We start from the raw sequence: 26,040 nt of genomic DNA, 5'->3' as shown, positions 1-26,040 counted from the left end.
CAATCAAGGAAAAAGTAGTGTGGTATAAATCTGATGCTGAAAGCCTAACAATATATATTTATGTTCAACCCGGCGCAAAATCGACAGAAATAGTAGGAATATACGATGATGCGCTTAAAATCCGATTAAATACGCCGGCAATTGAAGGGCGAGCAAATGTGGCTTTACTTAAATTTATCGCTCGTCAATTTGATGTTCCACTACGGCAAGTGAGTCTAGTGCGTGGGGAGAAAATAAGGCGCAAGACTTTGAAGATTATCGGGACTGCTGTTGAGCCAGGCAAGGTTTTTCCACTTTAGGGTGGTCTTGAAGCTCGATCACGGTCTAAAAGCATGCAAAATTAAAAAAAGTCTCTATTTTTATTTTAATTTCTCAATCTTAGATAAACTCGGTATAATCTTTTCTTTTTATCTTTTGATTTAATATGAAGCTGTTACGCGGATTGGCTAAAGTTCCTTATTTTGCAAAGGGCACAGTAGCGGCTATTGGTAATTTTGATGGTGTGCACTTAGGGCATCAAGCGTTGTTAGCTGCTTTGAGAGCAGAGGCTGATAAACGACAATTACCCCTAGTAGTTCTTTTATTTGAACCGCAACCTGCAGAATATTTTCGTGGCCAGCAGGCACCTGCCAGACTAACGAGTTTGCGCGAAAAGTCGCAAATACTTAAGTCTTGCAAAGTTGACTATCTTTGCTGCCTTAAATTTAATGAGGCCTTTGCTTTATTGTCAGCTCAAGAGTTTGCTCAGCGCTATTTTTTTTCTTGGTTGCAAGCGAAATATTTATTAGTTGGAACGGATTTTCGTTTTGGGCAAGATCGTTCAGGGGATGTGTCTTTGCTGAAAAGCATAGGCGAACAAACAGGTTGTGTTGTTGAAACTTTCCCTGACCATTCAATTAACCATATTCGTGTAAGTTCAACTAAAATTAGAGAGGCACTCGCTCAGGGACAGCTTGAGCAAGCATCAGTTTTACTCGGTAGAACCTTTAGTCTTTGCGGTCGGGTGGTTAAAGGAAATGAGCGTGGAAGACAATGGGGAATTCCAACTGCTAATCTGACTATGCACCGCTTAGCTCTCCCTCTCAAAGGGGTGTTTTGCGCCAAGGTCCACAGAGCTAATGGCGACTGGTTAGAAGGGGTGGCTAATTTAGGATCCAGACCAACGGTTGATGGTACAAAAAATATCCTCGAAATTCATTTATTTGATTTTGATGGCAATATATATGGCGAGATGTTGCAAGTGTTTTTCTTGCACAAATTACGAGATGAGGTTAAATTTTCATCAGTGGACGCGTTGATCAAGCAAATTCATGATGATGTTGCTGCGGCGAAGGCATATTTGAGTAAGGTTCAAGATGAGTCTACGATAAGCCTGGGGCTATAAGCTAATTGCTAAGCCCGTACCTCATCTAACGTACGGGAAAGGTGAACTATTACCGCATAGCTGTTTTAAACTTAATGCATTAACAGAGTAGGCACAGATGGCAGAATACAAAGATACTTTAAATTTACCAGATACCTCTTTTCCAATGAAGGCTAATCTTGCTCAACGTGAGCCACAGATGATTGTCAACTGGCAAACTAAAGCTATCTATGAAAAAATGAGAGATTTTGGTGCTGGCTCAAAGCGTTTTATTCTGCATGACGGTCCTCCGTATGCGAATGGACATTTACATTGTGGACATGCGCTTAACAAAATTCTTAAAGATATTATTACCAAATCAAAAGCCCTGAGTGGTTTTGATGCGCCTTTTGTCCCGGGTTGGGATTGCCATGGCTTGCCTATTGAGTTGAATGTTGAGAAAAAAGTAGGTAAAGCGGGCATGAAAATTAGCGCCGCAGAGTTTCGTGCTAAATGCCGGGAATATGCGGCAAGCCAAATTGATATTCAACGTAAAGAGTTTGAGCGTTTAGGTGTCTTCGGCGATTGGCAACATCCCTACGTTACAATGGATTACTCTTATGAAGCCAATATTATTCGTGCTTTAGGCAAAGTAATTGAAAATGGGCATCTACAGCAAGGATTTAAGCCGGTTCATTGGTGTATCGAATGTGGTTCTGCTTTGGCTGAAGCGGAAGTTGAATATGAAGATAAAACTTCACCCTCCATTGATGTCGCTTTTTATGCAGCCGAGCCTGAAAAGATCCTAGCGTTAGTCGATAGTTCGTTAACCCTGAAGCCAGTCATAGTGCCAATCTGGACGACAACCCCCTGGAGCTTGCCTGCAAATGAAGCAGTTTGTTTGCACCCAGAGTATGAATACGTTCTAGTGGATATCGGTGACAACTATTATCTACTCAGTCATGATTTGCTGAAGTCGGTAATGGCCCGCTATGGCATTGAAAATTATCAAATTAAAGGTAAGGCAAAAGGTCAAGTTTTTGAAAAAATTTCATTACGGCATCCCTTTAATGAACGTCAGGTACCACTCATTCTTGGCGGGCATGTTACCATCGATTCAGGTACAGGCTGTGTGCATACTGCGCCAGCGCATGGACCCGAGGATTACCAAGTAGGGCAGGCTTACCATCTACCGCTTATTAATCCCGTGATGGCAAATGGTTGCTATGCTAAGGATGTACCCTTATTTGCCGGCCTTTCTGTTTTAAAAGTTAATGAAAAAATTATTGAAGTGTTGCAAGAGCATCAGGTTCTTTTACATCATGAATCAATACGTCACAGCTATCCTCTTTGCTGGCGCCATAAAACACCGATGATTTTTCTTGCTACGCCTCAATGGTTTATTGCCATGGATAAAAATGGCTTACGTCAAGCGATTAAAGCAGAAATTGAGAAAGTGAATTGGGTTCCTGATTGGGGTAAGGCTCGCATCGCTAACATGGTTGAAACAAGACCAGATTGGTGTATTTCAAGGCAGCGTGCTTGGGGTACACCGATGCCTTTATTTGTGCATAAGTCAACAAGAGAGCTTCATCCAAAAACGATAGAATTGCTTGAGCAGATTGCTTTAAAAGTTGAAAAAAGCGGAATTAATGCCTGGTTCGACCTGGATATCGCCGAGTTTTTAGGTGCTGATGCGAATGACTATGAAAAGATTAGCGATACTCTTGATGTGTGGTTTGATTCCGGCGTGTCTCATTATTGTGTTTTAAAACAAAATGAAAAGCTTGGTTTACCTGCGGACGTTTATTTTGAGGGTTCTGATCAGCACCGTGGTTGGTTTAATTCATCACTCACCACTGCTGTTGCTATCTACGGCCATGCACCCTATAAAACGGTATTAACCCATGGATATACAGTCGATGCGGAAGGGAAAAAATTATCTAAATCCAAGGGTAATTACGTTGCTCTTGATAAACTAGTGAATCAACATGGTGCTGATATTTTGCGCTTGTGGGTTGCCTCGACTGATTATCGCCATGAAGTAAGTATTTCCGAAGAAATAATCAAACGTAATGCCGATGCTTATCGTCGTATTCGCAATACCGCTCGATTTTTGCTGGCTAATTTATTTGATTTTGTACCAGAAGAGAATCTACTTAAAGCAACGCAACTCGTTGAATTAGATCGCTGGGCAATTAAACGTAGTCAAGAATTACAAGAAGAAATTAAAGAAGCTTATAAGAATTATCATTTCCATGTCATTTATCAGAAGATTCATAATTTCTGTGCTGTAGATATGGGAAGTTTCTATCTTGATGTAATTAAGGATCGTCAATACACGACAGCCAAAAACAGCTTGGCCAGACGTTCATGCCAAACGGCGATGTATCACATTGTGCAAGCTTTAACGCGTTGGTTAGCCCCGATTTTATCGTTTACTGCAGATGAGATTTGGCAGTTCATACCTGGTGAACGCAGTGAATCGGTCTTTCTTGAGCAATGGTACGAACAATGGCCACAAATTGAAACGATGGACATGATATTCTGGCAACAACTCCAGGCAGTGCGAAACGAGGTCAATAAAGCGCTTGAAAGCCAACGCAAAGAAGGTGTCATTGGCTCAGCTTTAGCTGCAGAAGTCACTCTTTACGCAGGCGAGCAATTATTTCCTGTACTAAGCAAATTAGGCGAAGAATTACGGTTTGTGTTAATCACTTCTTCTGCTATTGTAAAACCGATGGATCAGTGTAAAGCTGAGATTTTAAGATCTAGTGATTTAGATCTTGCCATTTCTGTTCGTGCAAGTGAGTACGAAAAATGTGGACGCTGTTGGCATCGACGTGAAGAAGTCGGTTCAGATTCTGAACATCCTGAATTATGCCAACGTTGTATTGATAATATTAGCGGTCGTGATGAGGTGAGACATTTCGCATGAAAAAATGGCCCTGGTTTCTTTTAAGTCTTATAGTCATACTTGCGGATCAGCTTAGTAAATACTGGGCTGCTACTAATTTAATTCCGTATGAGCCGGAACCTCTGTTCTCAATGTTTAATTTTACCCTAGCTTACAATACTGGCGCCGCTTTTAGTTTTTTAAGTGGTACAGGAAGTTGGCATCGATGGTTTTTTGCCGGGTTTAGCATAGTCATGAGTATAATTTTAGTGGCATGGCTAGCGCGATTATCGACAAAAGCAAGGCTGCAATCTCTGGCTGTAAGCTTAATTCTCGGCGGTGCTGTAGGAAATCTCTATGACAGAGCAGTGCTTGGCCATGTCATTGATTTCATTGATGTTTATTATGAGAACCATCACTGGCCTGTTTTTAATCTTGCTGATACCGCTATTTGTATTGGCGCGTTTCTACTGCTTATCGATTTATGCAAAAACCCCAGCCGATAAGGCATGTGATAAAGCAATCAAATGCTTACTTTCGGGATTAACAATGCTAACCGCAGCAACGGCTGGGAGACTAAGGTAGTGCTCAGCCTCATCCCATTCTACTTCCGCTGGAAATAAGCGTAGCATAGGCAAACACTTATTAAGCGATGCACAAAAGGCTAAATTAGCAGGGTAAGGCCGAGCTTGATGATAACCTAAGGCCATGACTTGCATCGCCTCAGAAATAGTTGCAATGCCTGGAAGATGATTGATTGAATAGATCGCGGCAGTTTGTGCGATAGCGGGTAAAAAGCCAGGACTGGATACAAAATGTACTCCAGCGTTATAACATTCTTCGAGTTGTTGCGTATTTGTGATGTTACCTGCTCCAACACGTAATTTGGGGAAATCATCAATAATTTTTTTTAACAGCGCTTGCTCACTGCAATTAATCTCAACAACGGAAAAACCTGCTTGACCAATTTGCTTCAGTTTGTCGAACAACAGTGCATCGACGTCTAAAGTTACAATAATTGATTGATTTCCAAACAGTTTATCACTCATCATAATGGGTTCGCTAAACAAGCTGTAATTTGTCCATGTTAGAAGAGTTAGGCTTGCATATCAAGTGTTATCTATATAAGTATTTAGGAAAAAATTTTATTTCAGACAATTTTTTAAAAATTTTTTCTATAGTGTTTAATAAAATTTAACTTGAGAATTTGAGCGAATAAAAAAGGCAGCTGGGAGATGCGCGTTACCAATCTCTAGCTCACTTTTTCACAAGGCCTAAAAAGTAGATAACCGCAAACCAATGATTGCGATAAATAGGTTGATGCACTCACAGACAAACGTCATTCCTAGACAGGCGCCCTCTAGGAATGTGCCCCTCAGGCTGCACGGAGCAGTTAGGTCGTCTCAAAGCTTTGCAAATCCTGATGTGAGACTTCGAGACGGCGTAAACGCCTCCTCAGTCCGAACGGTGTCAGATAAAATAGAGAAAAATTTTTTTAACCTAACTCCGTTCGCACTGAGGAAGCGCGCAGCGCTGTCTCGAAGTGCCCCGAAATGCCCCTCGAGAACTTCAGGACAGGCTCTTCGAGAGCCTCAGGACAGGCTTCGAGACGCACGCCATGCGTGCTCTCCCCAGGCTGAACGATATAAATTAACACAAGTTTCTTAGATACTCATTTCGGGGGGATACCTTAGAGACTGAATAGGGTAAGATTAACCCCCGTTTCTTATGTTCGCGTTTCGAGGACGAGCCTGGGGGGGTAGAAATTAAGCCCACATAAAAAGCTTTACTGGAAATTACTCTAAAATGGGGTTGTTTTAAACGGATTAGGGGGCGCTGGGGTTATTACTTTGTCTGGAGTTTTATCTGGAATAGGAGTCACTCTTGGGCTGTTAGCAGTTACAGCTAAACGGGGTAAATTTTGCAGTAGAAAATCCATTGCCACTTTGGGTATTGGCATACCAGGTATAATTGTATTTCTGATTAAATCTTGCGCTTCTTTATTTGGTTTTCCATCTTTTAATTTAAAACTATCCGCAAAGCGATCAATGGCATCTTTTGTCGGATTTGATTTAATTAATTCGAGTATGTGCCGATAAATTTGTGCCTTAGAAACATGGTCTTTCTTTACAGACGTACCTGAAGGACTGGGAGTAGGCGTTGTCGGTTTAGGCATAGGTAATTGCGCATTCGGACTTAATTCATTCGCAATTTGATCCATAAAGGCCGCAATCGCTGCTGCTTGATTGCTCAGATCTAAAATTTCCTGTTGCAGTCGATCACTATGCGCCAAAGCTTGTTGGGTTTTGCTGTGATTTAGTGCTAGTTCCTGATCTTTATTGGTACCAACAACCTGTCTGATATTAGAAATAGTTGGTTTAGAGTGTTCATAATGTCGCTGTGCTGATGATTTATCATCAGCAGATAAAGCGTCAAATCGATGTTTCAGATCGGCAGCACTGAGATTAGGCGTTGCAGTGAGTAAATAGGCTAATCCAGATTGAGGGTCGATATAAATTCTTAAGGTCTGAGGAAGAATGAAAAACGCCATTTTATATGATGGAACTCGCATACCGCTTGCATCATAAAAGGATTTTTTATCTTCCAGTTCAGCTAAAATATCGTCCATGCCGACCGATCGGCCATTAAGTGCATTGAGTTCATCAAATTTCTTAGTGACTTCTTCGTTCTGATTAGAGCTAACGAGCTCATCTATTTCTTCTCGTTTTTTATCAATAGCTTGATTAAGAGCGGCAATCATTTCTTTAAAATCTTTAATTTTTTCTTCAGTTGATTTGCCCTGCGTTCTTTGTTCAAAAAGGTCGTAGTCTTTATCTAACTGATCAAGGCTATCTTCGAAGACGGCGTAACGCTGTAAAATTCTCTTGTGTTCAATTTCTAAGGCAACTAATTCTTCTTCAAGTGCTTGAGCTTCTTTAAGTTTTCCTTGCAAAGCGCTGTCAATAAGTTGAGATGCTAGCTGATAAGCGGCATAAGTTTGTGAAAAAACAATTTTGTTTGCATCGGGAAGATAGGATTCAACTTCTTGAATATCACTGTGTTGATTTTGACTAACTAGTTTATCAATTTGTTTTTGAATAGCTGCGTTTAATTCTTTAGCGTGAGCCTTTTTTCTATAAACAGCGATTAGATATAAGAAGGCCATAATGCGCAGTTTTCTAATGTAATTGTCTAAATTGTTTTGATGCTGAATTTGTTTCAATGATGCAAACAGAGCAACTTGCTCGTGAATGAGTGCTTTAACCGATTTACCTGAAATACTTTTCCAAAATGCTGCAGCTTGTTTTGCGTTTTTTAAGCCAGTTTGGCCGAGGAGCTGGACAAATAGTCGCTCATTGAGATCTTCTAAGTGGCTAGATTTGCTGTCTACTTGAGTTTTGCTGAGTTTAGCTTCTGCTCGAGGCGTAGGCTTTGGCGGTGGAGTCAAGGTTTTAGAAGATTTTGGGCGATCAGGCATGATAAAGCTCGAAGAAAACAATAACTAATATTATAGTGTATACACAAATGAACTGTCTATACAGTAGTCAAAATGCCTTTCGTGCGAGCTAACCTTGTACTGTATACTACCAGCACTGAGAGCTCTGTCCCCTAGGTAAGCCCATTGGTCCTGCGCTAATCCCTTTCACGCCAAGGCTGTTGAAGGTCAGTGTTTGACAGAGTTTATCCGCAGTAGCCTGAGCTTTAATTGGAATAGCTTGCAGGCTGAAGTGGGTATCGGTTTGTTCAGTTATTTCTAATCTATACCAACTCTGCTCTGAATAATTTGTTCCCAAAATATCGCTTTCATTGCCAGTTGCTATCGTTGCTCCTTGATAAGACTGTTGTTGAGAATAATAAGCCTCCATACGATTCGCAAGTGTGAGTAAGGCGGTTTGCCCGTCGACACGTCTCGCTTGAGCAATTGAATTACGGTAACTAGGATAAGTGTACACTGCAAAAAGGCCAAGGATCAAAATCACTATCATTAATTCAACTAAAGAAAATCCCTTATTATTCATATAAATCCATTAGAATAAACTCTTTCTTGTGACGAATCCTTTTGGTGTTTTCTCTCTTCCTCCCTGGGTGAAAATAGGGGCGGATAATTGATACCGGTTTCCTGTCTGGGCTGAGTTACTGCCTCTAATTTATCTCTAAGTAGTAAATCCATTAAACATTTCTTTTTTTCATTATGTCCATGAGGTAATTTTTCTACATTAATCGGATGGGCTTTGAGGTAATTATGATCATCATTCACTTTATGTAAACTAAGATCTTCATCGTCAAACGCCCAGTTATAAATACTAAGGCGACAAATTTGAATTTTACTTAAAGTAAATTGTTTAAATCGACCAGCTTGATGGTCAATCCAATTTGCTCCTAAGGTTAGACCTTTGGCAGCCCACTGAAACAGAAGGCCACAACTATTATCCCATAGGAAACCACTTGTCTTGAGAAAAGTACCGACTGAAAAAGCAACAACCTTAATAACAGGATGCATAAGAGTTAAACTAGCGCGAGTCATTAAAGAAATAAGATCAATGGCTGGAAGTACGATAAAGTTTTTCAGTAGTTGTAGAGGAGGAGAGATAAACAACATTAATCCATTAAGAAAAATATTAAGGAATGAATTTTCTACATAGCGGCCAAAGGGACTAGAAAAACCATACAGTGGCGATAAGCGAAAATCTGAAAAATAATTGCGTACTAGAGAATCAGGTGAAAAGTTTAATATGGTCTCACCCAAGACTTGCCAATTTCCTAAAGTTGCTAAAGTTTTAGCTAGGAAATTGGTTATTCCTCTGAAAGGAACGTGGATGAACATACTAGATATTTCCAAAAAAGGCATGGTCAATAGGGCTAAAGTTAAATCAAGAAGTGCTGCAATGCTTTGTGTGACGGTGCGAATTAATAGATAAATACTTTTTTCCAACCCAGAAACAAATCCATCGCCTCCATAATAATAACCTTCAAAAAAGGGCGCAATTAAGAATTTAATAAGAATGAGAGATCCTCTCAACAACCACTTAATGCTGCCAAGTAGCCAGTCATTACCTGGATGCATAATGGTGTCATTGATTGCTATACCTCCTTTCAGACCCAGGAAAGCATAATTGACATAGGGAAATTGCCCCATCTCTTCTTGTAAAGCAGGGATAGCTTCACACAGCCCAAAACCCAGAGTCACTGCTAAAGCAGTAATGATGGCTACTTCTGCAGGGTTATCTTTCAGTATTTTAACAGCTTCGATAAAAAACTTATCCAGATCACCGCCAACCACTATTCCTTGCCAATAAGTCGCTGCGACGGAAATTGCTTCTGCACTTGTGCCATGGCTCATCCATTGGGCAAAGGCTTGAGTAGGTTTTATCCCTGCAATTAAGCCTTTTAACTGCAATTTAGTTAATAAAGCTGTGAGGGTTTCTGGTGCAACAATGGCTCCGCCGCCATACGCATAGGCTGCTAGTGCTAGGGTGCCTATGATTGGATTTTTTTCACTGAGATCGACAAAATAAGCACCTATATGTCGCGTTACCTCCAACAAACGGTGTAGAGGATTATCGTAAGTTGGTGGGCTAGGAGGGTGTTCTTCACGTACTAATACATAATTAGAGTTTGATATTTGTGTGTGAATAAATTGCTCTAGGGTCTGGCCATTCGCAAGCAATCCTTCTTCGCTTTGCAGAATTTCTTGCAATGACATTAAATATTTCTGCAAAGAAGTTCTTTTTTTAAATACCACTTTGGGTTTTCTAGCTTCTGCTTCGGGATGATCACGATGAATATGATTAATAAAATCATCGTAAAGATCATGGGTGATAAATTCAGTTATGCTGCGATAAACATAGACGAAAAAACTGGGCAATTTGGAAAAAAATGCTTTAAATTGTAGTTTAATTCGTTGATCTAAATAGAGATGCTTTCCGCTTAATTCACTGATGGAAACTAAATCATCTCCACTGGGTAAAGGGTAGTATAGCCCATCTTGCTCAAAGAACTTGATGTGATCCGCTTCACTAATTTCTTCCTCGCTGTAACCTTTCTGAGGAACACCATCTAAAGCATAGTAGGGTTTTATTTCGGTTGTGGCTAAGCCAGTGTATAAATTAGTTGTTTGGCTTGGCTGTGAGGGTTTAAGTGGTAAAGACCAGTAATCAATAAATTGTCGGCTGTTTAACCATATATTTTTAAAAAATAATCCTAATCGCTCAAAGCGATTAGCGGGAATTCCCGCCAATTTGGAGCCTAATTTTAATTCGTATAACCGACAAATAACTCTTAGAGTGTTATATAGATCCGTCTCATCATTGCCAATATGTGGCTCGCTATCCCAGACATAGAAAGGACGTTTGTCAGGTATTTTTGTGGGTTCTTTAGTAAAGTCAAGTTGATCAATACGGCTTACTGGATAAACTCGGTTGAATTGATAATGTTGGGCAGATTGCCGTGCTTCATATAAAATTTTTCCTAATTCGCCCTCGGAAATCACGGGGTTATTCGATAATAGGCGATTGCCATCTTCGCATTCGCAGAGAATGCTAAGAACCTCACGGCGCAATCTTTCTTGGGCATCCCAATCTTCGATGGCTAATTCTCGTTCCTGCTCTAATAGACCTTCAAGACGTCCAATAGCTGAAAGAGTTAACTCATATTTCGCAAGCTGTGTCTCTGTACGAGGTTTGGAATAGTTATCAGAACGAATACGATAACGATTTAGTTGGCTAATTGCATTCGCTACAATTGAGGCGCAGCGCTTACCTGGTAAAGCACGTAATTTTTCTGCATCATGAGTGATATATAGTAATTGTGTGGCATCATTATTATGATTGGCGATCATCAACAAATAATCCCCATCAGGGAGTAAATATTGTGCTTTGAAAAAGCCATAGATCACGATGCCGGCATGTTCACTCGTTGCTGAGGCCGTAACTGTAGGCGATGCGTAGAAATCGTGAGGCCTAACTGATAATGGAATGATGGTGCGCATAAGAAAAATGGGGTAGGGTTCTATACCTTGGTGACAAGTATAAATTTTTATGTTTTTAAGGCAAGCAAAATATGTTAAATTTGCTTTCAAAATTGTCAAAATAGCATCTTTAATAGCATAAAAGCTGTTTTTTATTGTTAAAGTGCACTAAAAGCAAACAGGAATAGAGTTTAAATGACAAGCTATTGTGGTTATATTGCCCTAGTTGGGCGGCCTAATGTGGGTAAGTCCACCCTTTTAAATTGTATATTGCAGCAAAAATTGAGTATCACTTCTCGAAAACCGCAAACAACAAGACACAGTATTTTAGGTATACAAACGGAAGGCGAATATCAATACGTTTATGTCGATACGCCAGGTATTCACCAAGGATCGAAGAAAGTGATGAATCGCTTGATGAATAAAACAGCCAATGCAGTATTGCGTGATGTGGACGTCATTGTTTTTATTGTCGATGGTACGCATTGGAAGGAAGAAGATGAGCATGTTTTGCAGCTGATTAAACAAGCAAAGGCCCCCTGTATACTCGCTGTAAACAAAGTAGACAAAATTACCGAAAAAAGTCAACTATTACCCTGGATCGAAACCATAAGCCAGCGGCATGATTTTGCGGCTATCATCCCGCTATCGGCGAAAACAGGTATGCAAGTTAATCAGTTAGAAGAGCGATTAAAAGCATTTCTACCTGAAGGACCTCATTTATTTGCTGATGATCAATTTACCGATCGCTCTGTTAAATTTCTATGCGCCGAATTATTACGCGAAAAAATATTTCGCCTCTGTGGTCAAGAGTTACCTTATTCAACCACTGTGGATATTGAATCCTATAAAGATGAAGGGAATCTAGTGCGCATCCATGCGTTAATCTTGGTCGATAAAGACAACCACAAGCGCATCATCATTGGCGATAAAGGGAAAAAATTAAAAGAAATGGCCACTAGTGCCCGCTTGGATATGGAACAATTACTTGGTAAAAAAGTCTTTTTACAATGCTGGTGTAAAGTGAAATCGGGTTGGGCTGATGACGAGCGTTTATTAAGACAATTGGGCTATGACAACTGAGACAGTCGAAGCTTGGGTTTTACATAAAAGTCCTTCTGGAGACAGCAGTGCGCGGGTGAGCTTTTTTACCCGCGAAAAAGGAATTCTCAATTGCTTGTATAAAGGGGGGCGGACGCCTAAAAAACAAGCCATTATACAGCCCTTTATACCCTTGTGGTTAGCTGTGGATGTGAGAAAAGACTATTATTTTGTCCGTCAACTTGAAATTCAAAAAGAACCTATTGAATTGAAAGCTAACTCACTTTTTGCTGGACTTTATGTCAATGAATTGATTTTTTATGCACTGCGACCGATGGATGCTTGCCCCGAGCTTTTTGCCATTTATCAAGAAACCATCCAAGGGTTAGCACTGCTCAACGATAAATTAGCCCTAGAGGTTTTGTTGAGGCGTTTCGAATGGGCATTGCTGCTTGCCTGTGGTTATTCCTTATCTTTTACTCATGAAGCGCATTCACTAGACTCTATTCGCGCAAATCAATGTTATCAACTTCTTCCTGGAGAAGGCTTTGTGTCAGCCAATGCAGGGATTCCTGGTGAACATATTTTAGCTTTGGCAGAAGGGCAACTCGCTGAGCTGAGTGTGTTGAAGACAGCGAAATTCATTATGCGCCAGGCGATTGATCATCTTTTAGGTGGAAGAGAGTTAAAATCGCGGTCTTTGTACCCTAGAAAATAGAGTATGTTGTAAATTAGACAAAAAATACACCTATAAGCTTATTATTAATCTGTTCGAGCTCTAAGGTGTCCTCACAAAATTAAATAGACTTTGCTCAATGATCGTTTTGTTTATCCCGTTCGCACTGAGGAAGCGCGCAGCGCTGTCTCGAAGTGCCGCAAAAGGCTCCTTCGAGAGCCTCAGGACAGGCCCTTCGAGAGCCTCAGGACAGGCCCTTCGAGAGCCTCAGGACAGGCCCTTCGAGAGCCTCAGGACAGGCTTTGAGACGCACGTTATGCGTGCTCCTCAGCCTGAACGGATTAATAAAATAGTCGGATTAAATTTCTCATTTTCCCATACAACTATAGCTGTCAGTTCCATTTAACGTCATAATTTGGATTATAATTACTTAACAGATGGTGGAAATGATGTTTAAAGAAATTTTACTCGGCGTTAATATTGATCATATCGCAACTCTTCGCCAGGCCCGCGGTACTCGTTATCCCGATCCAGTTCAAGCAGCAATGGACGCAGAAGAAGCTGGTGCAGATGGCATTACCCTGCACATGCGGGAAGATTTGCGTCATATTCAAGCGCGTGATGTCAGACTTATCAAGGCAGTATTACAAACTCGAATGAATTTAGAGTTGGCTGTAACTGAAGCCATGCTTGATTTTGCTGAGGAAATCAAGCCAGAACATGCTTGTTTAGTACCTGAAAAACGTGAAGAATTAACTACAGAAGGTGGTTTAGATGTCGTAGGTCATTACCAAGCCGTTGCTAATGCAGTAAAACGTCTAAGGCAAATTGGCTCTGAAGTTTCTTTGTTTATCGATGCGGATAAAAGACAAATTGATGCGGCGGTTGAAGTCGGTGCGCCTGCTATCGAAATCCATACGGGTTGCTATGCCGATGCAACAACGCCGATGGAGCAAGAGCAAGAATTGCAGCGAATTAAAGAAGCAGCAGAGTATGCGGCAAGTTTTAATTTAATTGTTAATGCCGGACACGGTTTGCATTATCACAATGTGAAACCAATCGCGGCGATAAAAGAGTTTCATGAATTAAACATTGGCCATGCAATCATTGCACGTGCTTTATTTTCTGGCTTGAAAAATGCAGTGAGAGATATGCGTCAACTTATGTTGGAAGCAAGGAACTATGGCAAAGACTGATTCAATTGTTATCCGTCTGACCGGGGACTCCGGGGACGGAGTGCAACTAGTAGGCGAACAATTAACGATCACAGCCGCACTGAGTGGACGTGATGTACGAACTTTACCCGATTTCCCGGCCGAAATCCGAGCACCTGCTGGAACAGTAGCAGGTGTTTCTGGATTCCAGCTCGCAATGGCGGAACAAGCCATTTTTACCGCTGGGGAAACACTAGATGTTTTGGTGGCCCTAAACCCTGCGGCTTTGAAAACCTCACTGCAATATTTAAGCCCCGGTGGACTGCTTATTATTAACGAGGATAGTTTTAGCGATAAAGATTGGCAAAAAGCAGGTCTAACCAGCGATTTTTTGGATAAATCAGCTGAGCTTTATCATTTAATATCCTTGCCTTTAATTACCCAAACTTTAAAAGCGATTGAGTCTCTCACTATCAATCATGCGCAAGCGAAGAAAGCAAAAAACTTTTATGTGCTGGGGTTAGTGCTGTGGCTTTTTGATTTACCCACGGACAATTGCCTTGCTTTTATCGCTAAAAAATTTAAAAACCAGCCGCAAACTGCCAAAGCCAACGAGTTAACTCTTTTGGCAGGTTATAACTATGCGATGACTTTAGAATTAAGTCGTCGCCAATTTATGCTTGGGCAAGTGAATCGCGACAGCGGCGAATACAGACAAATTACCGGTGTTGAAGCAGTTGGTTTAGCGCTAGCAACTCTTTCGGTCAGTACAAAAATTCCTGTTTTCGTATCTGGTTATCCGATTACACCTGCCTCTGCCATTTTGCATGAATGTGCAAGATTAGCTGACTATGGCGTGCGCTTGCTGCAGGCTGAAGATGAAATCGCTGCTTTGTGCTCCTGTATTGGTGCTGCTTATGGCGGTCATTTGGCACTGAGCTGTACTTCCGGACCCGGTCTTGATTTAAAAAGTGAAAGTCTAGGTTTAGCGGCAATGACCGAATTGCCTCTCGTATTAATCGATGTGCAGCGAGCAGGCGCATCCACAGGGTTACCCACTAAAACAGGCCAGAGTGATTTGCGCCAAGCGCTCTATGGTCGTCATGGCGAAGCGCCTTTACCTGTTTTAGCAGCTCAATCATCAGCAGATTGTTTTAATACGATTATTGAAGCTTTTACCATAGCAACTAAATATATGACGCCGGTCATCGTTTTATTGGATGCCTATCTCGCTAATGCGGCCGAGCCCTGGAGAATTCCAGCATTGGAATCCATTAAAATACCCAAGATTAATTTTAATCGTTTTCCTAAACCCTATCAGCGAGATGAGCTGTTAGCCCGTAGCTGGAATATTCCCGGTACCCCAGGTTTTATCCATCAAATTGGTGGTTTAGAAAAACAGGGGGAAGAGGGACGCGTTAGTTATGACGCTGAAAATCATCAAAAAATGGTTAATTTGCGAGCTGCAAAAATTGCCGGTATTTCGCGAGAATATGGCAACTTAGTGATTGAAGGTAACGCCGATGCCAAGGTTTTATTAATCGGCTGGGGCTCAACTTACGGAAGTTTGAAAGCAGCCGTCAATCAATGTCATGCAGAAGGTTTGCCCCTAGCGTTGCTCCATTTGCGCCATTTGAATCCTTTTCCAGAAGGGTTAAATGAGTTATTCGCAAACTATGAGAAAATTTTAGTTGCTGAATTAAATTCCGGCCAATTATGTCAACTACTGCGCGCTAAATATTTGGTCGATGCGAAATCCATTAGTCAATGCAATGGCCAACCCTTTACTGAAAGCCAGCTTGTTAAAGCCATTCAATTGGAAATTAATTATGAACAACAACAGTTATAAACGTGAAGACTTCACTAATGCGACTGAAGTTCGATGGTGCCCCGGCTGCGGCGATTATGCCATTCTGGCGGCCTTGCAACGTTTGCTACCCGAATTAGGTCTTGCACCTGAACAGCATGTGTTTATATCAGGAATCGGCTGTGCGGGACGATTACCCTATTACATGAATACTTACGGCTTCCATACGATTCATGGGAGAGCAACGGCAGTAGCCACTGGACTTAAATCAATGCGAGATGATTTAACGGTTTGGGTGATTACCGGCGATGGAGATGCTTTAAGTATCGGCGGCAATCACTTAATTCATTGCCTGAGACGGAATGTGAATGTGAATATCTTGCTTTTTAATAATCAAGTTTACGGTCTGACCAAGGGGCAATTTTCACCCACTTCGCAAAAAGGGCAGGTGACCAAAACGTCACCTGAGGGCGTGTCTAATGAACCGATTAATCCGTTGATGATTGCGCTGGCATCGGGCGCTAGTTTTGTCGCTCGTGCAGTGGATAAAGATCCTACGCATTTGGCTGCAATTCTCAAGAAAGCCTATGAACATCAAGGTTGTTCTTTTGTAGAGATTTATCAAGATTGCAATATCTTCAATCACGGTGCCTTCGATGCCTTTGCTGTAAAAACAAACCGTGCAGACAAGACAATTGTATTGGAAGAGGGCGAGCCTTTATTATTTGGCGCCGAGAAAGAATGGGCTTTAACCTTAGAGGATGAATCCTTACTCCAGGTAGCCTATCAGGGAGAATTGGCATATCGCCACGATTCGAGTAATTTTATCGCAGCGATGCGTCTTGCACGTCTTAACTTTCCTGAGTTTCCTGTGCCTTTGGGTGTTTATTATCAAAAACAACGTGAAATTTTTAGCCTGAGTCAACCTCATAGGAAAACAGTCGCCGATTTACCTGCGTTATTTCGTGCTAGAGCGAGTTGGCATCAAGGGCCAATGTAGATTGGGCTTTGGCTTAATGGGGCTGCTAAGAATTTGACCTAATTTCTAACGTCCCGCAGCTTCTGTTGTCGTGCCTACATACCGCAGCTTAGGCGGGCAGCACCATAAGCCTAAACCCAAACTAAGTCTTAATAAAAACTAAGCGGCTTTTCCAGTTTGTAGATCTAAAAAAGTAGCCAACCCAGTTTTAGCTATTTTCTCACCAATCTGAATTAGAGTGTAGCAATCATATTTTGCTTTAATGGACTCAATGTATCGCTCAATCGTTTTACGCGAAACCTGTTTAATTTCTGCAACCAATGAAGCTGATTTTCCTAATCGTAGCCATTGAAGACACTCTCGTTCCTTTGGAGTCAGGTAATAACGTGACTGGTGTTTGAAATAAAGCCTATTGTTTGCTTCTTTCTCAAAATCAATTTTTCGTGGATCAGAGAATATAAGATTAATTTTTTTCTCTTGTTTTGCTGTTTCATCAATATTGATAGGAAGGTTATAGACAGCAGCAAGCTCGGGGATAGTCTTCATACAATCACTAAAATAACTGATAAAAGCATGGAGAGAATCCATTTTTTCAAGATAACGTTGATTGATAGCGTCGTCAGTTAAATGGCCGCTGAAATGATAGCAATGCGTCATATTTTCATCGTGTTTGGTAATAGTTAGTGTATGTCCCTGATTAAAGGCGGCTGCCATTTGATAGAGCTCTTCGGTGTTTTTATTCATTTCTAGGTAATCCCAGAAATCATAATGGAACTGTTTTCGAGCATTTTCAGCATGGGTATGCACATCGTTGCGTGCATGATTGCGTCGAAGATATTCTGCTGCATAATCTGCTTTTGAACCTAAACAAAATGCATTTCCCTCTTGATCAACTGCTGTATAACCAAAAAAATGCACTCCAATTGTCTCCAAAGGTGCACAAACCGTATTTAAAAGGCTATGATGCGCCAAACTTGGATTTTGGGAAAAAGTATGTTGTATTTTCATGAGCTTAGCAACCTTACAAATTGAACAACTAAGATATAATAACACATAATTAGATTAAAATATATACATATAGGTGTAAAATTAAACATCTGTGCGGTTTTAAATCTCTTTTATGTCCGACTTTCGTCCTAGTTCTTACCTGTTTATAAACATATGATGCCCTCTTTTAAGCAAAGAATGAGGTGAGAACGGTGAAAGAGAAAAGGTCAAAAGGTAAAGAAAAAGTGGAAGTAGTTGTTATTAAAGAACCTAAAGCGACTACTCAACCAAAAGATGAAATATTTCCAAAAAAGAAGGCATGGCCTAATCAACGTGGAATAGAAAAGGTTGCTGTCTTACATGCGCCCAATACCCCCAAGTCCTTAAGCGATGAGGAGACCACCAATAGACTAGATATTCTTGGTCATCTTCCCGAAGGATCAAAACCCGTGATCGTTGATCTAGGTATGGGAAATGGCCAATTTTTGATTGATTTAGCGAAGGAATTTGGAAGAAAAGCGACTTTAATTGGGGTTAGCGCATCACCTAATGAAATACGTTGGCATGCATGCAACTATGCTCGCATTCAACTTGTTAAAGGAAAATTACCGCACGATGAATCCATCATGGATTTATTGCATGATAGACTAGGTAAAGTTGATAGAGTGTTCGATACTTTCGGTCCTTCAACCTATTCATTGAATCCCCTACATAGCTTAATTTATTCGGCGATGTTACTTAAACCAGGGGGGAAATTCTCAGCAATAAGTTCAACGGAAGGAAACCCGTTCTATACCGTATTTGGAGATAAAAACAATCGCTCAAAAATAAAAGAGTTTTTCAAGGAAAAATTAGGGATTGATATCCATTTCGAATTTACTGCAATTCGATCTGAATTGGAAGACGGACAGATTAATACTGATTTATTAGTCACCTTTACTAAAGGGGATCAAGAGTTAAGAGCAGAGGATTATCTTAGACTTTGCCGAGAGGTAGACAATTGGGTGGGTATCCCTAAAGTAATAAAATCAAAATCCAGCTTTTATAAATATGACACTCATTATGGCATGTTTTCGATTGATATGCGCACTTATAAACCTTTCCCGCGTCTTGAAGATACTTGTGATGCAAGTGCTCGTCTATAGTTGTTTTAGCATAGCTTTGACCACAGAGTTCAGATTAGCAATCAGGGTTGGTAATCGTTCGGCTCTGTGGCTTCTTCAGCCCGAACTGAGTTATTCTCACGAAATTTAATAGATTCATTAGTTCATTGATCGTTTGGTTTATCCCGTTTGCACTGAGGAAGCGCGCAGCGCTGTCTCGAAGTGTCGCAAAAGCCCCTCCCCCCCCTCGAGAGTCTCAGGACAGGCCTTCGAAGAGCCTCAGGGCAGAGCCTTTGAGACGCACGCCATGCGTGCTCCTCAGGCTGAACGGGATAAAATGAATACACAAATTCTTCAGATACTTATTTCGTGGGGATGCCTCAGAACCCGAATAAGTTAATTATCAGTTGACCTGGAATACAAAACAACCTAGGGCTGCAGGAAAAAATCATGGGCTAACAATCGCCGATGAGCGCGAAAATAAGTAAGTGGCGATTGCTCAAGGAGATCCGCTAATTTATCCATATACACACAAGCAAAGCGATCGACTTGATGAGCAAAATAACTTTCTTCTGCTCCAGCACGAAAAACACGACCCCATTTAGGGTTGTAAAAAGTTTGTTCTTCTTGCAAAAGTTTTGATATTTCCATATCAATTGCTGTGATTTGCTTCTGTAATTCACTCACCTCATGCGCATGTGTTTTAGTTTGTTTTTCAATATCTTGCGTGTGTAATTCAATGTATTTTTCTTCTAATTGTTTTTTTATTTCCATCGAAGCGACGATTTTTCGTTCAATAGGTAGTGCCTTTTTTTGCGAGTTTACTTCTTGCTCAAGTTCTTCAACAACAAGCGCTGTCCGCCAATTGCAGTCTTTCTTCAATCGGACTATGTCACCATAAATATGGTCACCGATATAGAGAATTTCATCCCCGTTGACTTCTAAATCATCAGTGAATTTTCTCGCACAGCCGCCTTGATACACTCCAGGATGTATTTTGCCTTGCACATTGGTCATTGTCCCATTTTCAGGATTAATCGCTAAAAACTTAAGATTGTCATAAAAAAAACGAGGTTTGTTGGCTAGAGTAATGACAAATTCGAATAAATCTTTCCAGGTTTTACCTTTTTCTAAAAAAGGATCAATCGCATATTCTAAAAGGATTTTGGTGTAAAAAAATTCGGAATTGGTAAGCAGAAAAATTTTCTTACCAAGATTAATATAACGTTGCAAGCCCTCGACTACTTCTTTCTCTTTTAAGACATAAGCTTCTAAATTTTTGCTGATGCAGAGTTTCAAACTGCCATCAGAATGAATTTTATCGACGGTGCTCAACACATCTAAAGCAATGGTTGCGTAATTTGGAAGTTCATGGATTAATTCATCTTTTATATCAATTAATTGACTATAAAGCACACAAAAAGCAATCGAAAACGCAGTATCAATAGCAAAATAATTAGGATCATTTAAATCGACATAAGTACTGCGATAAATTTGTTTTTGTTCCGCATAATTGATTAATCTCGTTCCATGGTAGCTATGACGAATAGCACCATAGCGGCTGAGCTTTAAAATATTGCCATTCCTGCTATCAATAATGAGGCCGCGAATAGCTTCATCAAAATTAAATTTAAATTTTTTGATTTCTTGCGGATATTGTTTTTCTTCGATTAATTTGTCTACAACTAGTTTGTAAACTAAGGATTCAAAATTCTTTGAGTTATAACGAATAAGAGTATGGTCCATATCTAAACCAATAAGCTTGATTTTTTTCATATTTAGAATGCGATTAACAAAAACTTTTTGACTCATGGTGTTTCCTTATTCATTAGCTTGATGGCAGCGTTCCCTAAGCTATACTACCTACAAATTAAATAAGAACTTAGGTAAGCTTTAACCTTTCTACCTATTGTTGCAAAGGTATTCTCATGCTGCTCATTCAAGGCTTTCAAAATTCCTGCTATTTTTTGCGAACTAGCTTAAAATTTCTTAAAAAAAATCCTGATTTAATTATTTTACCAGTACTCAGCATCATTGCTCTAGTTATTCTCTTGTTCTCATCGATAAAAATGTTGATTTATTTTCAAGTCAATCAAAGTATCTTCATCCTTGGCCTAGTGTCGCTCTATTTTTTACTCGCCTTTGTTGCTATTTTACTTAATGCTGCTCTTATTGCCTGTACAATTCAACGTCTCCAAGGAGGCAGATTATCTATTTTTCAAGCGCTGCTCTTGTCGTTAAAAAAAGCAGGAGCTTTACTTAAATGGACGATGATCAGTGCAACTTTCTGCGTATTATTTTCTAGTTTAGAACATTTAAGTACTGCGGTTGCGAAATTAATTGCCACAGTATTTGGTTTTTCCTGGACTGTTAACACTCACTTCGTTTTGCCGAGTATGATGTCCGAGAACCAAGGTTCGATGGCAGCTTTTAAACAATCTATTCAAAGAGTCGGGAAGGGATGGCGTAATATTGTTTCGCTTAATTTATTGGTTTTTTTAATATTGCTTGCTTTCGGTGGCCTAGCTTATTTATTTGCTTCTTTCTTTTTACATTCTCAATACACACTTAATCTCACAATTAATCTTCCGCTTTGTTTGTTTCTAGTGATTTGTTGGTTAATTAGTATTAAAACCTTTAATGCGATTTATAATTCTGCGCTTTATTTGAATTTAAAGGAGAAAAAGCAAGATTATTTTGCGGATGAGTTTTTAAGTCGGGTGATCATAAAATGAGGTGTAATATCCTTTCTCCGCGAGACGTAGAGCTTACTCCATATCACGTCCAGCGGCTTATCCGCGGTATCAGGGATCTTAGTATGAAGTAGATCACTTGGATACTGCGGACAAGCCACGTAAGGTAAGGCGAGAGTAGAGTTTGCAACAACGCCAGACAAGCCGCGACAAGTAGGAGAAGGCCTTGGCCTCGGATTCTAAGTTGGATTGCTAGTGACAACAGAAGCTAATTCTACCTCAATATCATTTTTATTAAGCGTTTGTAAATAACCATCTAAAGAATCAATTAAACCGACTGTCGTGGTCTTCGCCTCAAATAACCAAAAAAAGAAATCTTGTGCTATCCAAGTAAAGAAACCCTGCGCTGTATTCAGAAAATCATAAAGCGATTTACTTTCGTTTTTGGTGTTATAAAAAGTTTTCATAACATTATTAATTCCATCTAGCGTTTTCTGTTTCTCGAAGGTTTCAATTAAAAGTGCCAATCCTTGAGATTTCTTTTTGACTTTAAAATTAACACCAAAAAAACGATGATTGGATTTATCATTCTCTAAGACAATTTTATAGTTTTTTAGGGCTAGAAATTCAGGACTGGTTAAAAAGGCTGTTGTTGCTGCTGTGGCCGGGTACTCATCCGAGGTGATATGCGCTAATTGATTTAATTTTTGTTTAAAATTAATACTTATTTCTTCGAGTTGTCGTTTTTTTTCTGACAGGGTCTGATTATCAATTTCTTGAGGTAATTGAAGAACGGCTCGGGGCAGCAAACTGAGAGCTTGTTGATGTAATGCTTCTATATGCTGACTGAGAATTTCCAACTTTGATTTATCAGCAGGGTTGTCCTTCAGAAAAGTTGCCGCCAAATGAATTGCTTGCGCATAATATTGCAAGTTTTGTTGAGTTTGATTTTTTGTTAGAGCTTCAGCCTGAACGCTTAAATAAGATTCATTCTCTTCCCACTGCTCATCATAAAAACGAGCTGGAATTGTTTGCCCACATTGTTGCTCAATGTTTACACTGTAATTAATAATATCTTGTATAGAAAACAGCATAAAAATCCTAGAAATTTAAATGCAGCATAATAACGAATAGATTTATTTTTGTCGAAAGCTTAGAGCAAAAAAAAATCCCGGCAGATTCACCGGGATTCAGGTTGAGGAGACATCTTAGTCACGGCCTGAAAAAGCACTCAATAGATTGAGCAGGCTGACAAAGAGGTTATAGATGGAAACGAATAATGAAACGGTTGCAGAAATGTAATTCGTTTCACCACCATGAATGATTTCGCTGGTTTGGAACAGGATAAGTCCAGAAGAAATAAGCACAAATGCAGCAGAGATTACAAGTTGTAAAGCCGGCATATGGAAGAAAATACCAGCAATCATAGCCAGCAGAGCCACCATAACTCCAACGAAGAGAAAACCGCCTAAGTAGCTGAAATCTTTACGAGTTGTTAGTGCATAACCGGATAGGCCGAAGAAAATGACCCCAGTACCTCCAAGAGCGGCTCCTATAAGTTGAGGGCCGTTGGAGAAATTGGAAACGTAAAGATTAAGAATCGGACCCAGTGTGTAGCCTAAAAAGCCAGTAAAGGCGAAAACACTCAAAAGGCCTAAGGGGCTATTTCTTAATGCTTGTGTCAGAAACATTAACCCGTAAACACCTCCAATCATAATAAAAGGGTTAAGAGGCCTAACGGCGAAGGCATAAGAGAGATAAGCCGTGAAGGTACTAAATAAAAAGGTCATGCTGAGAAGTAAGTAAGTATTTCGCAACACTTTATTAGTGGCAAGTACCGATTCACTTCGTTGATTTAAAATAGTGACGTCGTTTCTGTTCATGCAGTAACTCCAGGTTATATATGATTCAGTGTAGCATAATTGGGACGATTTGTTGGTTTTTCAAGTTTATAATCATACTTTATTCCCAGCAAGGATATTTTTTCACCCAGGGTGTATAATTGTCTCTATAAATATTGAAAGATTGCAAGCGAATCACTGATAATTATGTGATTTTATATACCTAGATGGATTGCTCATGCCAAAAGTTGCTGTAGTACAAATGATTTCTTCTGCTTCCGTCAAATCTAATCTCAAGAAGGTTGAAGATTTCTTTATTGATGCGAAAGGAAAGCAAGCTGATTTACTGGTTTTGCCAGAAAATTTTGCCTTCATGGGGATGAAAGAGAACGATAAATTAGCTATCGCAGAAAATTATGGAGAAGGGGAAATACAAGATCGAGTGAGGCAACTCGCTAAGCGATATGATTTATGGGCAATTGCTGGTACTTTATCCATTAAAGCGCCAAATAAAAAAGTAAAATCAAGTTGTTTGGTTTTTGATAATAATGGATTATGTGCTGCTCGCTATGACAAAATTCATCTCTTTGATGTGCGAGTTTCTGAGCAGGAGGCGCACCAAGAATCGGCAACTGTTGATAGAGGGGATGAGTTAGTTGTTGTGGATACGCCTGTTGGAAAAGTTGGCTTAAGCGTTTGCTATGATTTGCGTTTTCCTGAATTATATCGACAATTAGTACAAAGGGGCGCTGAATTACTTAGTATTCCATCTGCTTTTACTGCAGTCACGGGCGTTGCGCATTGGGAAGTTTTATTAAGGGCGCGTGCTATTGAAAATCTGTCCTATGTTGTTGCTTCCAATCAAGGTGGACAGCATGAGAATGGGCGACAAACTTACGGGCATAGTATGATTATCGAGCCTTGGGGTAAAGTGGTTGCTCAACAAGAAACCGGGGAAGGGATCATAACTGCTGATATTGATTTACAGCGCTTGCAACAACTTCGACAGCAGTTTCCTAGTAATGAGCATCATGTGCTCTTGAACCGATGATATTTATTTTAAGGTAATAGTTATGACCCAGGCATTAGCATTAGCAAAAGATTTATTATTAAAACCTGCCGCATTGGATGATTCAGCTTTAGAAAAATTGCTTCATTCCATGATGTCTCATCATGTGGATGATGCTGATCTTTATTTTCAAATCTCTAGCCATGAATCCTGGTATTTAGAAGATTCTGAAGTCAAAAGTGGTAGTTTTTCCATTGATCGCGGAGTTGGGATTCGCGCGGTCAGTGGGGATAAGACTGGTTATGCTTATTGCGATGACATTTTATTGCCCGCAATGCAGCGTGCCGCTGAGGCAGCAAAATCCATTGCTTTTGCGGGGGTGAAACCAGCGCAATCGATCCAAATCGCCAGTGCGCCAATTATTCGTTATGCGGGTTTAAACCCAATTGAAGGAATGACGAAACTTGAAAAAATTGCTTTGCTTGAGGCAATCGATCGCGAGGCTCGGCGTCTTGATCACCGTGTTATTCAAGTTAACGCCTCTCTGAGCGGCAGTTATGAGGTAGTTATGGTGGCGGGTATGCAGGGTAAAATGATCGCCGACATACGACCTTTAGTCAGTATTAATGTCAGTGTAATTGTCGAAGATAAAAATGGTCGTCGTGAATCGGGGCGTTCAGGCGGCGGTGGTCGGGTGGCTTATTCTTATTTCACCGATGAAGAAAGAGCATTAGGCTATGCAAGGGAAGCGGTGCGAGAAGCTTTAATTAATCTAGAGGCGCAAGATGCGCCGGCTGGAACGATGCCAGTCGTTTTAGGACCTGGTTGGCCTGGAGTGTTACTTCACGAAGCAGTTGGTCATGGTTTGGAAGGTGATTTTAATCGTAAAGGGTTATCGGCGTTTTCTGGTCGCTTAGGTCAGCAAGTTGCTGCTAAAGGGGTAACTGTAGTGGATGACGGAACCCTTAAAGACAGACGAGGTTCGCTGACTATCGACGATGAAGGCACACCGTCTCAATACACTACCTTGATTGATGATGGGGTTTTGGTCAACTATATGCAAGACAAGCTCAATGCCAAGTTGATGAATATGCAGCCCACAGGCAATTGTCGACGCGAATCGTATGCGCATTTACCTATGCCACGTATGACGAATACTTATATGCTTGCAGGTAATCATTCTCCTGATGAAATTATCCGTTCAGTGAAGCGGGGATTGTATGCAGCCAATTTTGGCGGCGGCCAAGTGGATATTACCTCAGGGCAATTTGTGTTTTCTGCCAGCGAAGCCTATCTCATTGAGGATGGTAAAATCACTAAACCGGTGAAAGGGGCTACTTTGATTGGTAATGGTCCAGAGGTGATGAAAAAGATCTCGATGATTGGCAATGACTTATCCCTCGATAGAGGAATAGGTGTTTGCGGAAAGGATGGACAATCCGTTCCTGTCGGTGTTGGCCAGCCAACCTTAAAGATTGATGCGCTGACAATTGGTGGTACACGTTAATGAGGTTGTATCTGGACTGGGCCCTTGGTTTTGGCGCT

21 protein-coding genes are annotated in these 26,040 nt (G+C 40.5%); 13 read left to right on the top strand and 8 right to left on the bottom strand.

What is annotated here, in order from left to right:
• Window positions 1–17 precede the first annotated feature (17 nt).
• From Lnau_RS00345 to lspA, 4 genes are all read left to right on the top strand, one after another.
• Window positions 18–299 carry a DUF167 domain-containing protein gene (locus Lnau_RS00345; RefSeq protein WP_058503160.1) on the top strand — a complete coding sequence of 94 codons (282 nt, stop codon included), beginning with the start codon at window positions 18–20 and terminating at the stop codon, window positions 297–299.
• A gap of 125 nt (window positions 300–424) precedes the next feature.
• Entirely contained in the window at window positions 425–1,384 is a 960-nt protein-coding gene (gene ribF, locus Lnau_RS00340; RefSeq protein WP_058503159.1) for a bifunctional riboflavin kinase/FAD synthetase, read from the top strand.
• Window positions 1,385–1,481: 97 nt separating this feature from the next.
• A complete protein-coding gene (gene ileS, locus Lnau_RS00335; protein WP_058503158.1) occupies window positions 1,482–4,280 on the top strand; it encodes an isoleucine--tRNA ligase in 2,799 nt (932 codons plus the stop codon).
• The gene (lspA, locus tag Lnau_RS00330) at window positions 4,277–4,744 is read left to right on the top strand and encodes a signal peptidase II (protein WP_058503157.1); all 468 of its coding nucleotides are present in this window, start codon (window positions 4,277–4,279) and stop codon (window positions 4,742–4,744) included. Before ileS ends, lspA begins: the two co-directional genes overlap by 4 nt.
• On the opposite strand, the gene Lnau_RS00325 is transcribed toward lspA, so the two are convergent.
• The 4 genes from Lnau_RS00325 to Lnau_RS00310 all read right to left on the bottom strand — a co-directional run bounded on the left by Lnau_RS00325 (window position 4,721) and on the right by Lnau_RS00310 (window position 11,325).
• Entirely contained in the window at window positions 4,721–5,290 is a 570-nt protein-coding gene (locus tag Lnau_RS00325; RefSeq protein ID WP_058503156.1) for a multidrug DMT transporter permease, read from the bottom strand. The two genes, lspA and Lnau_RS00325, sit on opposite strands and share 24 nt — an antisense overlap.
• A gap of 749 nt (window positions 5,291–6,039) precedes the next feature.
• On the bottom strand, window positions 6,040–7,716 hold the full coding sequence (locus Lnau_RS00320) for a hypothetical protein (RefSeq protein WP_058503155.1): 1,677 nt from the start codon (window positions 7,714–7,716) through the stop codon (window positions 6,040–6,042).
• 106 nt (window positions 7,717–7,822) lie between these two features.
• Window positions 7,823–8,257 carry a type IV pilin protein gene (locus Lnau_RS00315; protein ID WP_058503154.1) on the bottom strand — a complete coding sequence of 145 codons (435 nt, stop codon included), beginning with the start codon at window positions 8,255–8,257 and terminating at the stop codon, window positions 7,823–7,825.
• Window positions 8,254–11,325 (bottom strand): hypothetical protein, encoded by a 3,072-nt coding sequence (locus tag Lnau_RS00310; protein WP_058503153.1) that lies wholly within the window; start codon window positions 11,323–11,325, stop codon window positions 8,254–8,256. Before Lnau_RS00310 ends, Lnau_RS00315 begins: the two co-directional genes overlap by 4 nt.
• A 75-nt stretch (window positions 11,326–11,400) precedes the next feature.
• Between Lnau_RS00310 and era the strand changes: the two genes are divergently transcribed.
• From era to Lnau_RS00280, 5 genes are all read left to right on the top strand, one after another.
• Window positions 11,401–12,288: a GTPase Era gene (gene era, locus Lnau_RS00305; RefSeq protein ID WP_058503152.1), complete on the top strand. Its 888-nt coding sequence runs from the start codon at window positions 11,401–11,403 to the stop codon at window positions 12,286–12,288.
• Window positions 12,278–12,964, top strand: coding sequence for a DNA repair protein RecO (gene recO / locus Lnau_RS00300; RefSeq protein ID WP_058503151.1), 687 nt, complete (start codon window positions 12,278–12,280; stop codon window positions 12,962–12,964). The genes era and recO overlap by 11 nt, the downstream gene beginning before the upstream one ends.
• 407 nt (window positions 12,965–13,371) lie before the next feature.
• The gene (gene pdxJ / locus Lnau_RS00290) at window positions 13,372–14,118 is read left to right on the top strand and encodes a pyridoxine 5'-phosphate synthase (protein WP_058503149.1); all 747 of its coding nucleotides are present in this window, start codon (window positions 13,372–13,374) and stop codon (window positions 14,116–14,118) included.
• Window positions 14,105–15,925, top strand: coding sequence for a 2-oxoacid:acceptor oxidoreductase subunit alpha (locus Lnau_RS00285; protein ID WP_058503148.1), 1,821 nt, complete (start codon window positions 14,105–14,107; stop codon window positions 15,923–15,925). The genes pdxJ and Lnau_RS00285 overlap by 14 nt, the downstream gene beginning before the upstream one ends.
• Window positions 15,906–16,883: a 2-oxoacid:ferredoxin oxidoreductase subunit beta gene (locus Lnau_RS00280; RefSeq protein ID WP_058503147.1), complete on the top strand. Its 978-nt coding sequence runs from the start codon at window positions 15,906–15,908 to the stop codon at window positions 16,881–16,883. The genes Lnau_RS00285 and Lnau_RS00280 overlap by 20 nt, the downstream gene beginning before the upstream one ends.
• A gap of 138 nt (window positions 16,884–17,021) precedes the next feature.
• Here the strand turns inward: Lnau_RS00280 and Lnau_RS00275 are convergent, their stop codons facing one another.
• On the bottom strand, window positions 17,022–17,870 hold the full coding sequence (locus tag Lnau_RS00275) for a helix-turn-helix transcriptional regulator (protein WP_058503146.1): 849 nt from the start codon (window positions 17,868–17,870) through the stop codon (window positions 17,022–17,024).
• 191 nt (window positions 17,871–18,061) lie between these two features.
• On the opposite strand from Lnau_RS00275, the gene Lnau_RS00270 reads away from it, so the two are divergent.
• Entirely contained in the window at window positions 18,062–18,994 is a 933-nt protein-coding gene (locus Lnau_RS00270) for a class I SAM-dependent methyltransferase (RefSeq protein ID WP_058503145.1), read from the top strand.
• 387 nt (window positions 18,995–19,381) lie between these two features.
• On the opposite strand, the gene Lnau_RS00265 is transcribed toward Lnau_RS00270, so the two are convergent.
• On the bottom strand, window positions 19,382–20,764 hold the full coding sequence (locus Lnau_RS00265; protein ID WP_058503144.1) for an HAD-IG family 5'-nucleotidase: 1,383 nt from the start codon (window positions 20,762–20,764) through the stop codon (window positions 19,382–19,384).
• A 116-nt stretch (window positions 20,765–20,880) separates the two neighbouring features.
• On the opposite strand from Lnau_RS00265, the gene Lnau_RS00260 reads away from it, so the two are divergent.
• Window positions 20,881–21,687 (top strand): DUF6159 family protein, encoded by an 807-nt coding sequence (locus tag Lnau_RS00260; protein WP_058503143.1) that lies wholly within the window; start codon window positions 20,881–20,883, stop codon window positions 21,685–21,687.
• 197 nt (window positions 21,688–21,884) lie between these two features.
• Here the strand turns inward: Lnau_RS00260 and Lnau_RS00255 are convergent, their stop codons facing one another.
• Together Lnau_RS00255 and Lnau_RS00250 are read right to left on the bottom strand one after the other, a co-directional pair.
• On the bottom strand, window positions 21,885–22,739 hold the full coding sequence (locus Lnau_RS00255; RefSeq protein WP_058503142.1) for a hypothetical protein: 855 nt from the start codon (window positions 22,737–22,739) through the stop codon (window positions 21,885–21,887).
• Window positions 22,740–22,853: 114 nt separating this feature from the next.
• On the bottom strand, window positions 22,854–23,528 hold the full coding sequence (locus Lnau_RS00250; protein ID WP_058503141.1) for a Bax inhibitor-1/YccA family protein: 675 nt from the start codon (window positions 23,526–23,528) through the stop codon (window positions 22,854–22,856).
• A gap of 196 nt (window positions 23,529–23,724) precedes the next feature.
• Here Lnau_RS00250 and Lnau_RS00245 point away from each other — a divergent pair, with 196 nt between their 5' ends.
• Together Lnau_RS00245 and tldD are read left to right on the top strand one after the other, a co-directional pair.
• Window positions 23,725–24,537, top strand: coding sequence for a carbon-nitrogen hydrolase family protein (locus Lnau_RS00245; protein WP_058503140.1), 813 nt, complete (start codon window positions 23,725–23,727; stop codon window positions 24,535–24,537).
• A gap of 22 nt (window positions 24,538–24,559) precedes the next feature.
• Complete coding sequence (tldD, locus tag Lnau_RS00240) at window positions 24,560–26,002, top strand: metalloprotease TldD (protein WP_058503139.1); 1,443 nt, start codon at window positions 24,560–24,562, stop codon at window positions 26,000–26,002.
• Window positions 26,003–26,040: the final 38 nt, after the last annotated feature.

It is taken from the genome of Legionella nautarum (genome assembly GCF_001467895.1).
Classification (GTDB): Bacteria; Pseudomonadota; Gammaproteobacteria; order Legionellales; family Legionellaceae; genus Tatlockia; species Tatlockia nautarum.
Note: the sequence above shows the minus strand (reverse complement) of the source record. Positions and strands in the feature narration are given on the sequence as shown.

Bases quoted from the DNA above. Each gene is read 5' to 3' on its own strand.
- Lnau_RS00325 (WP_058503156.1), bottom strand. From the start codon at position 5,290: ATGATGAGTGATAAACTGTTTGGAAATCAATCAATTATTGTAACTTTA.
- Lnau_RS00280 (WP_058503147.1), top strand. From the start codon at position 15,906: ATGAACAACAACAGTTATAAACGTGAAGACTTCACTAATGCGACTGAA.
- era (WP_058503152.1), top strand. From the start codon at position 11,401: ATGACAAGCTATTGTGGTTATATTGCCCTAGTTGGGCGGCCTAATGTG.
- Lnau_RS00265 (WP_058503144.1), bottom strand. From the start codon at position 20,764: ATGAGTCAAAAAGTTTTTGTTAATCGCATTCTAAATATGAAAAAAATC.
- ribF (WP_058503159.1), top strand. From the start codon at position 425: ATGAAGCTGTTACGCGGATTGGCTAAAGTTCCTTATTTTGCAAAGGGC.
- Lnau_RS00245 (WP_058503140.1), top strand. From the start codon at position 23,725: ATGCCAAAAGTTGCTGTAGTACAAATGATTTCTTCTGCTTCCGTCAAA.
- tldD (WP_058503139.1), top strand. From the start codon at position 24,560: ATGACCCAGGCATTAGCATTAGCAAAAGATTTATTATTAAAACCTGCC.
- ileS (WP_058503158.1), top strand. From the start codon at position 1,482: ATGGCAGAATACAAAGATACTTTAAATTTACCAGATACCTCTTTTCCA.
- lspA (WP_058503157.1), top strand. From the start codon at position 4,277: ATGAAAAAATGGCCCTGGTTTCTTTTAAGTCTTATAGTCATACTTGCG.
- recO (WP_058503151.1), top strand. From the start codon at position 12,278: ATGACAACTGAGACAGTCGAAGCTTGGGTTTTACATAAAAGTCCTTCT.
- Lnau_RS00285 (WP_058503148.1), top strand. From the start codon at position 14,105: ATGGCAAAGACTGATTCAATTGTTATCCGTCTGACCGGGGACTCCGGG.
- Lnau_RS00315 (WP_058503154.1), bottom strand. From the start codon at position 8,257: ATGAATAATAAGGGATTTTCTTTAGTTGAATTAATGATAGTGATTTTG.
- Lnau_RS00255 (WP_058503142.1), bottom strand. From the start codon at position 22,739: ATGCTGTTTTCTATACAAGATATTATTAATTACAGTGTAAACATTGAG.
- pdxJ (WP_058503149.1), top strand. From the start codon at position 13,372: ATGTTTAAAGAAATTTTACTCGGCGTTAATATTGATCATATCGCAACT.
- Lnau_RS00250 (WP_058503141.1), bottom strand. From the start codon at position 23,528: ATGAACAGAAACGACGTCACTATTTTAAATCAACGAAGTGAATCGGTA.
- Lnau_RS00320 (WP_058503155.1), bottom strand. From the start codon at position 7,716: ATGCCTGATCGCCCAAAATCTTCTAAAACCTTGACTCCACCGCCAAAG.
- Lnau_RS00260 (WP_058503143.1), top strand. From the start codon at position 20,881: ATGCTGCTCATTCAAGGCTTTCAAAATTCCTGCTATTTTTTGCGAACT.
- Lnau_RS00275 (WP_058503146.1), bottom strand. From the start codon at position 17,870: ATGAAAATACAACATACTTTTTCCCAAAATCCAAGTTTGGCGCATCAT.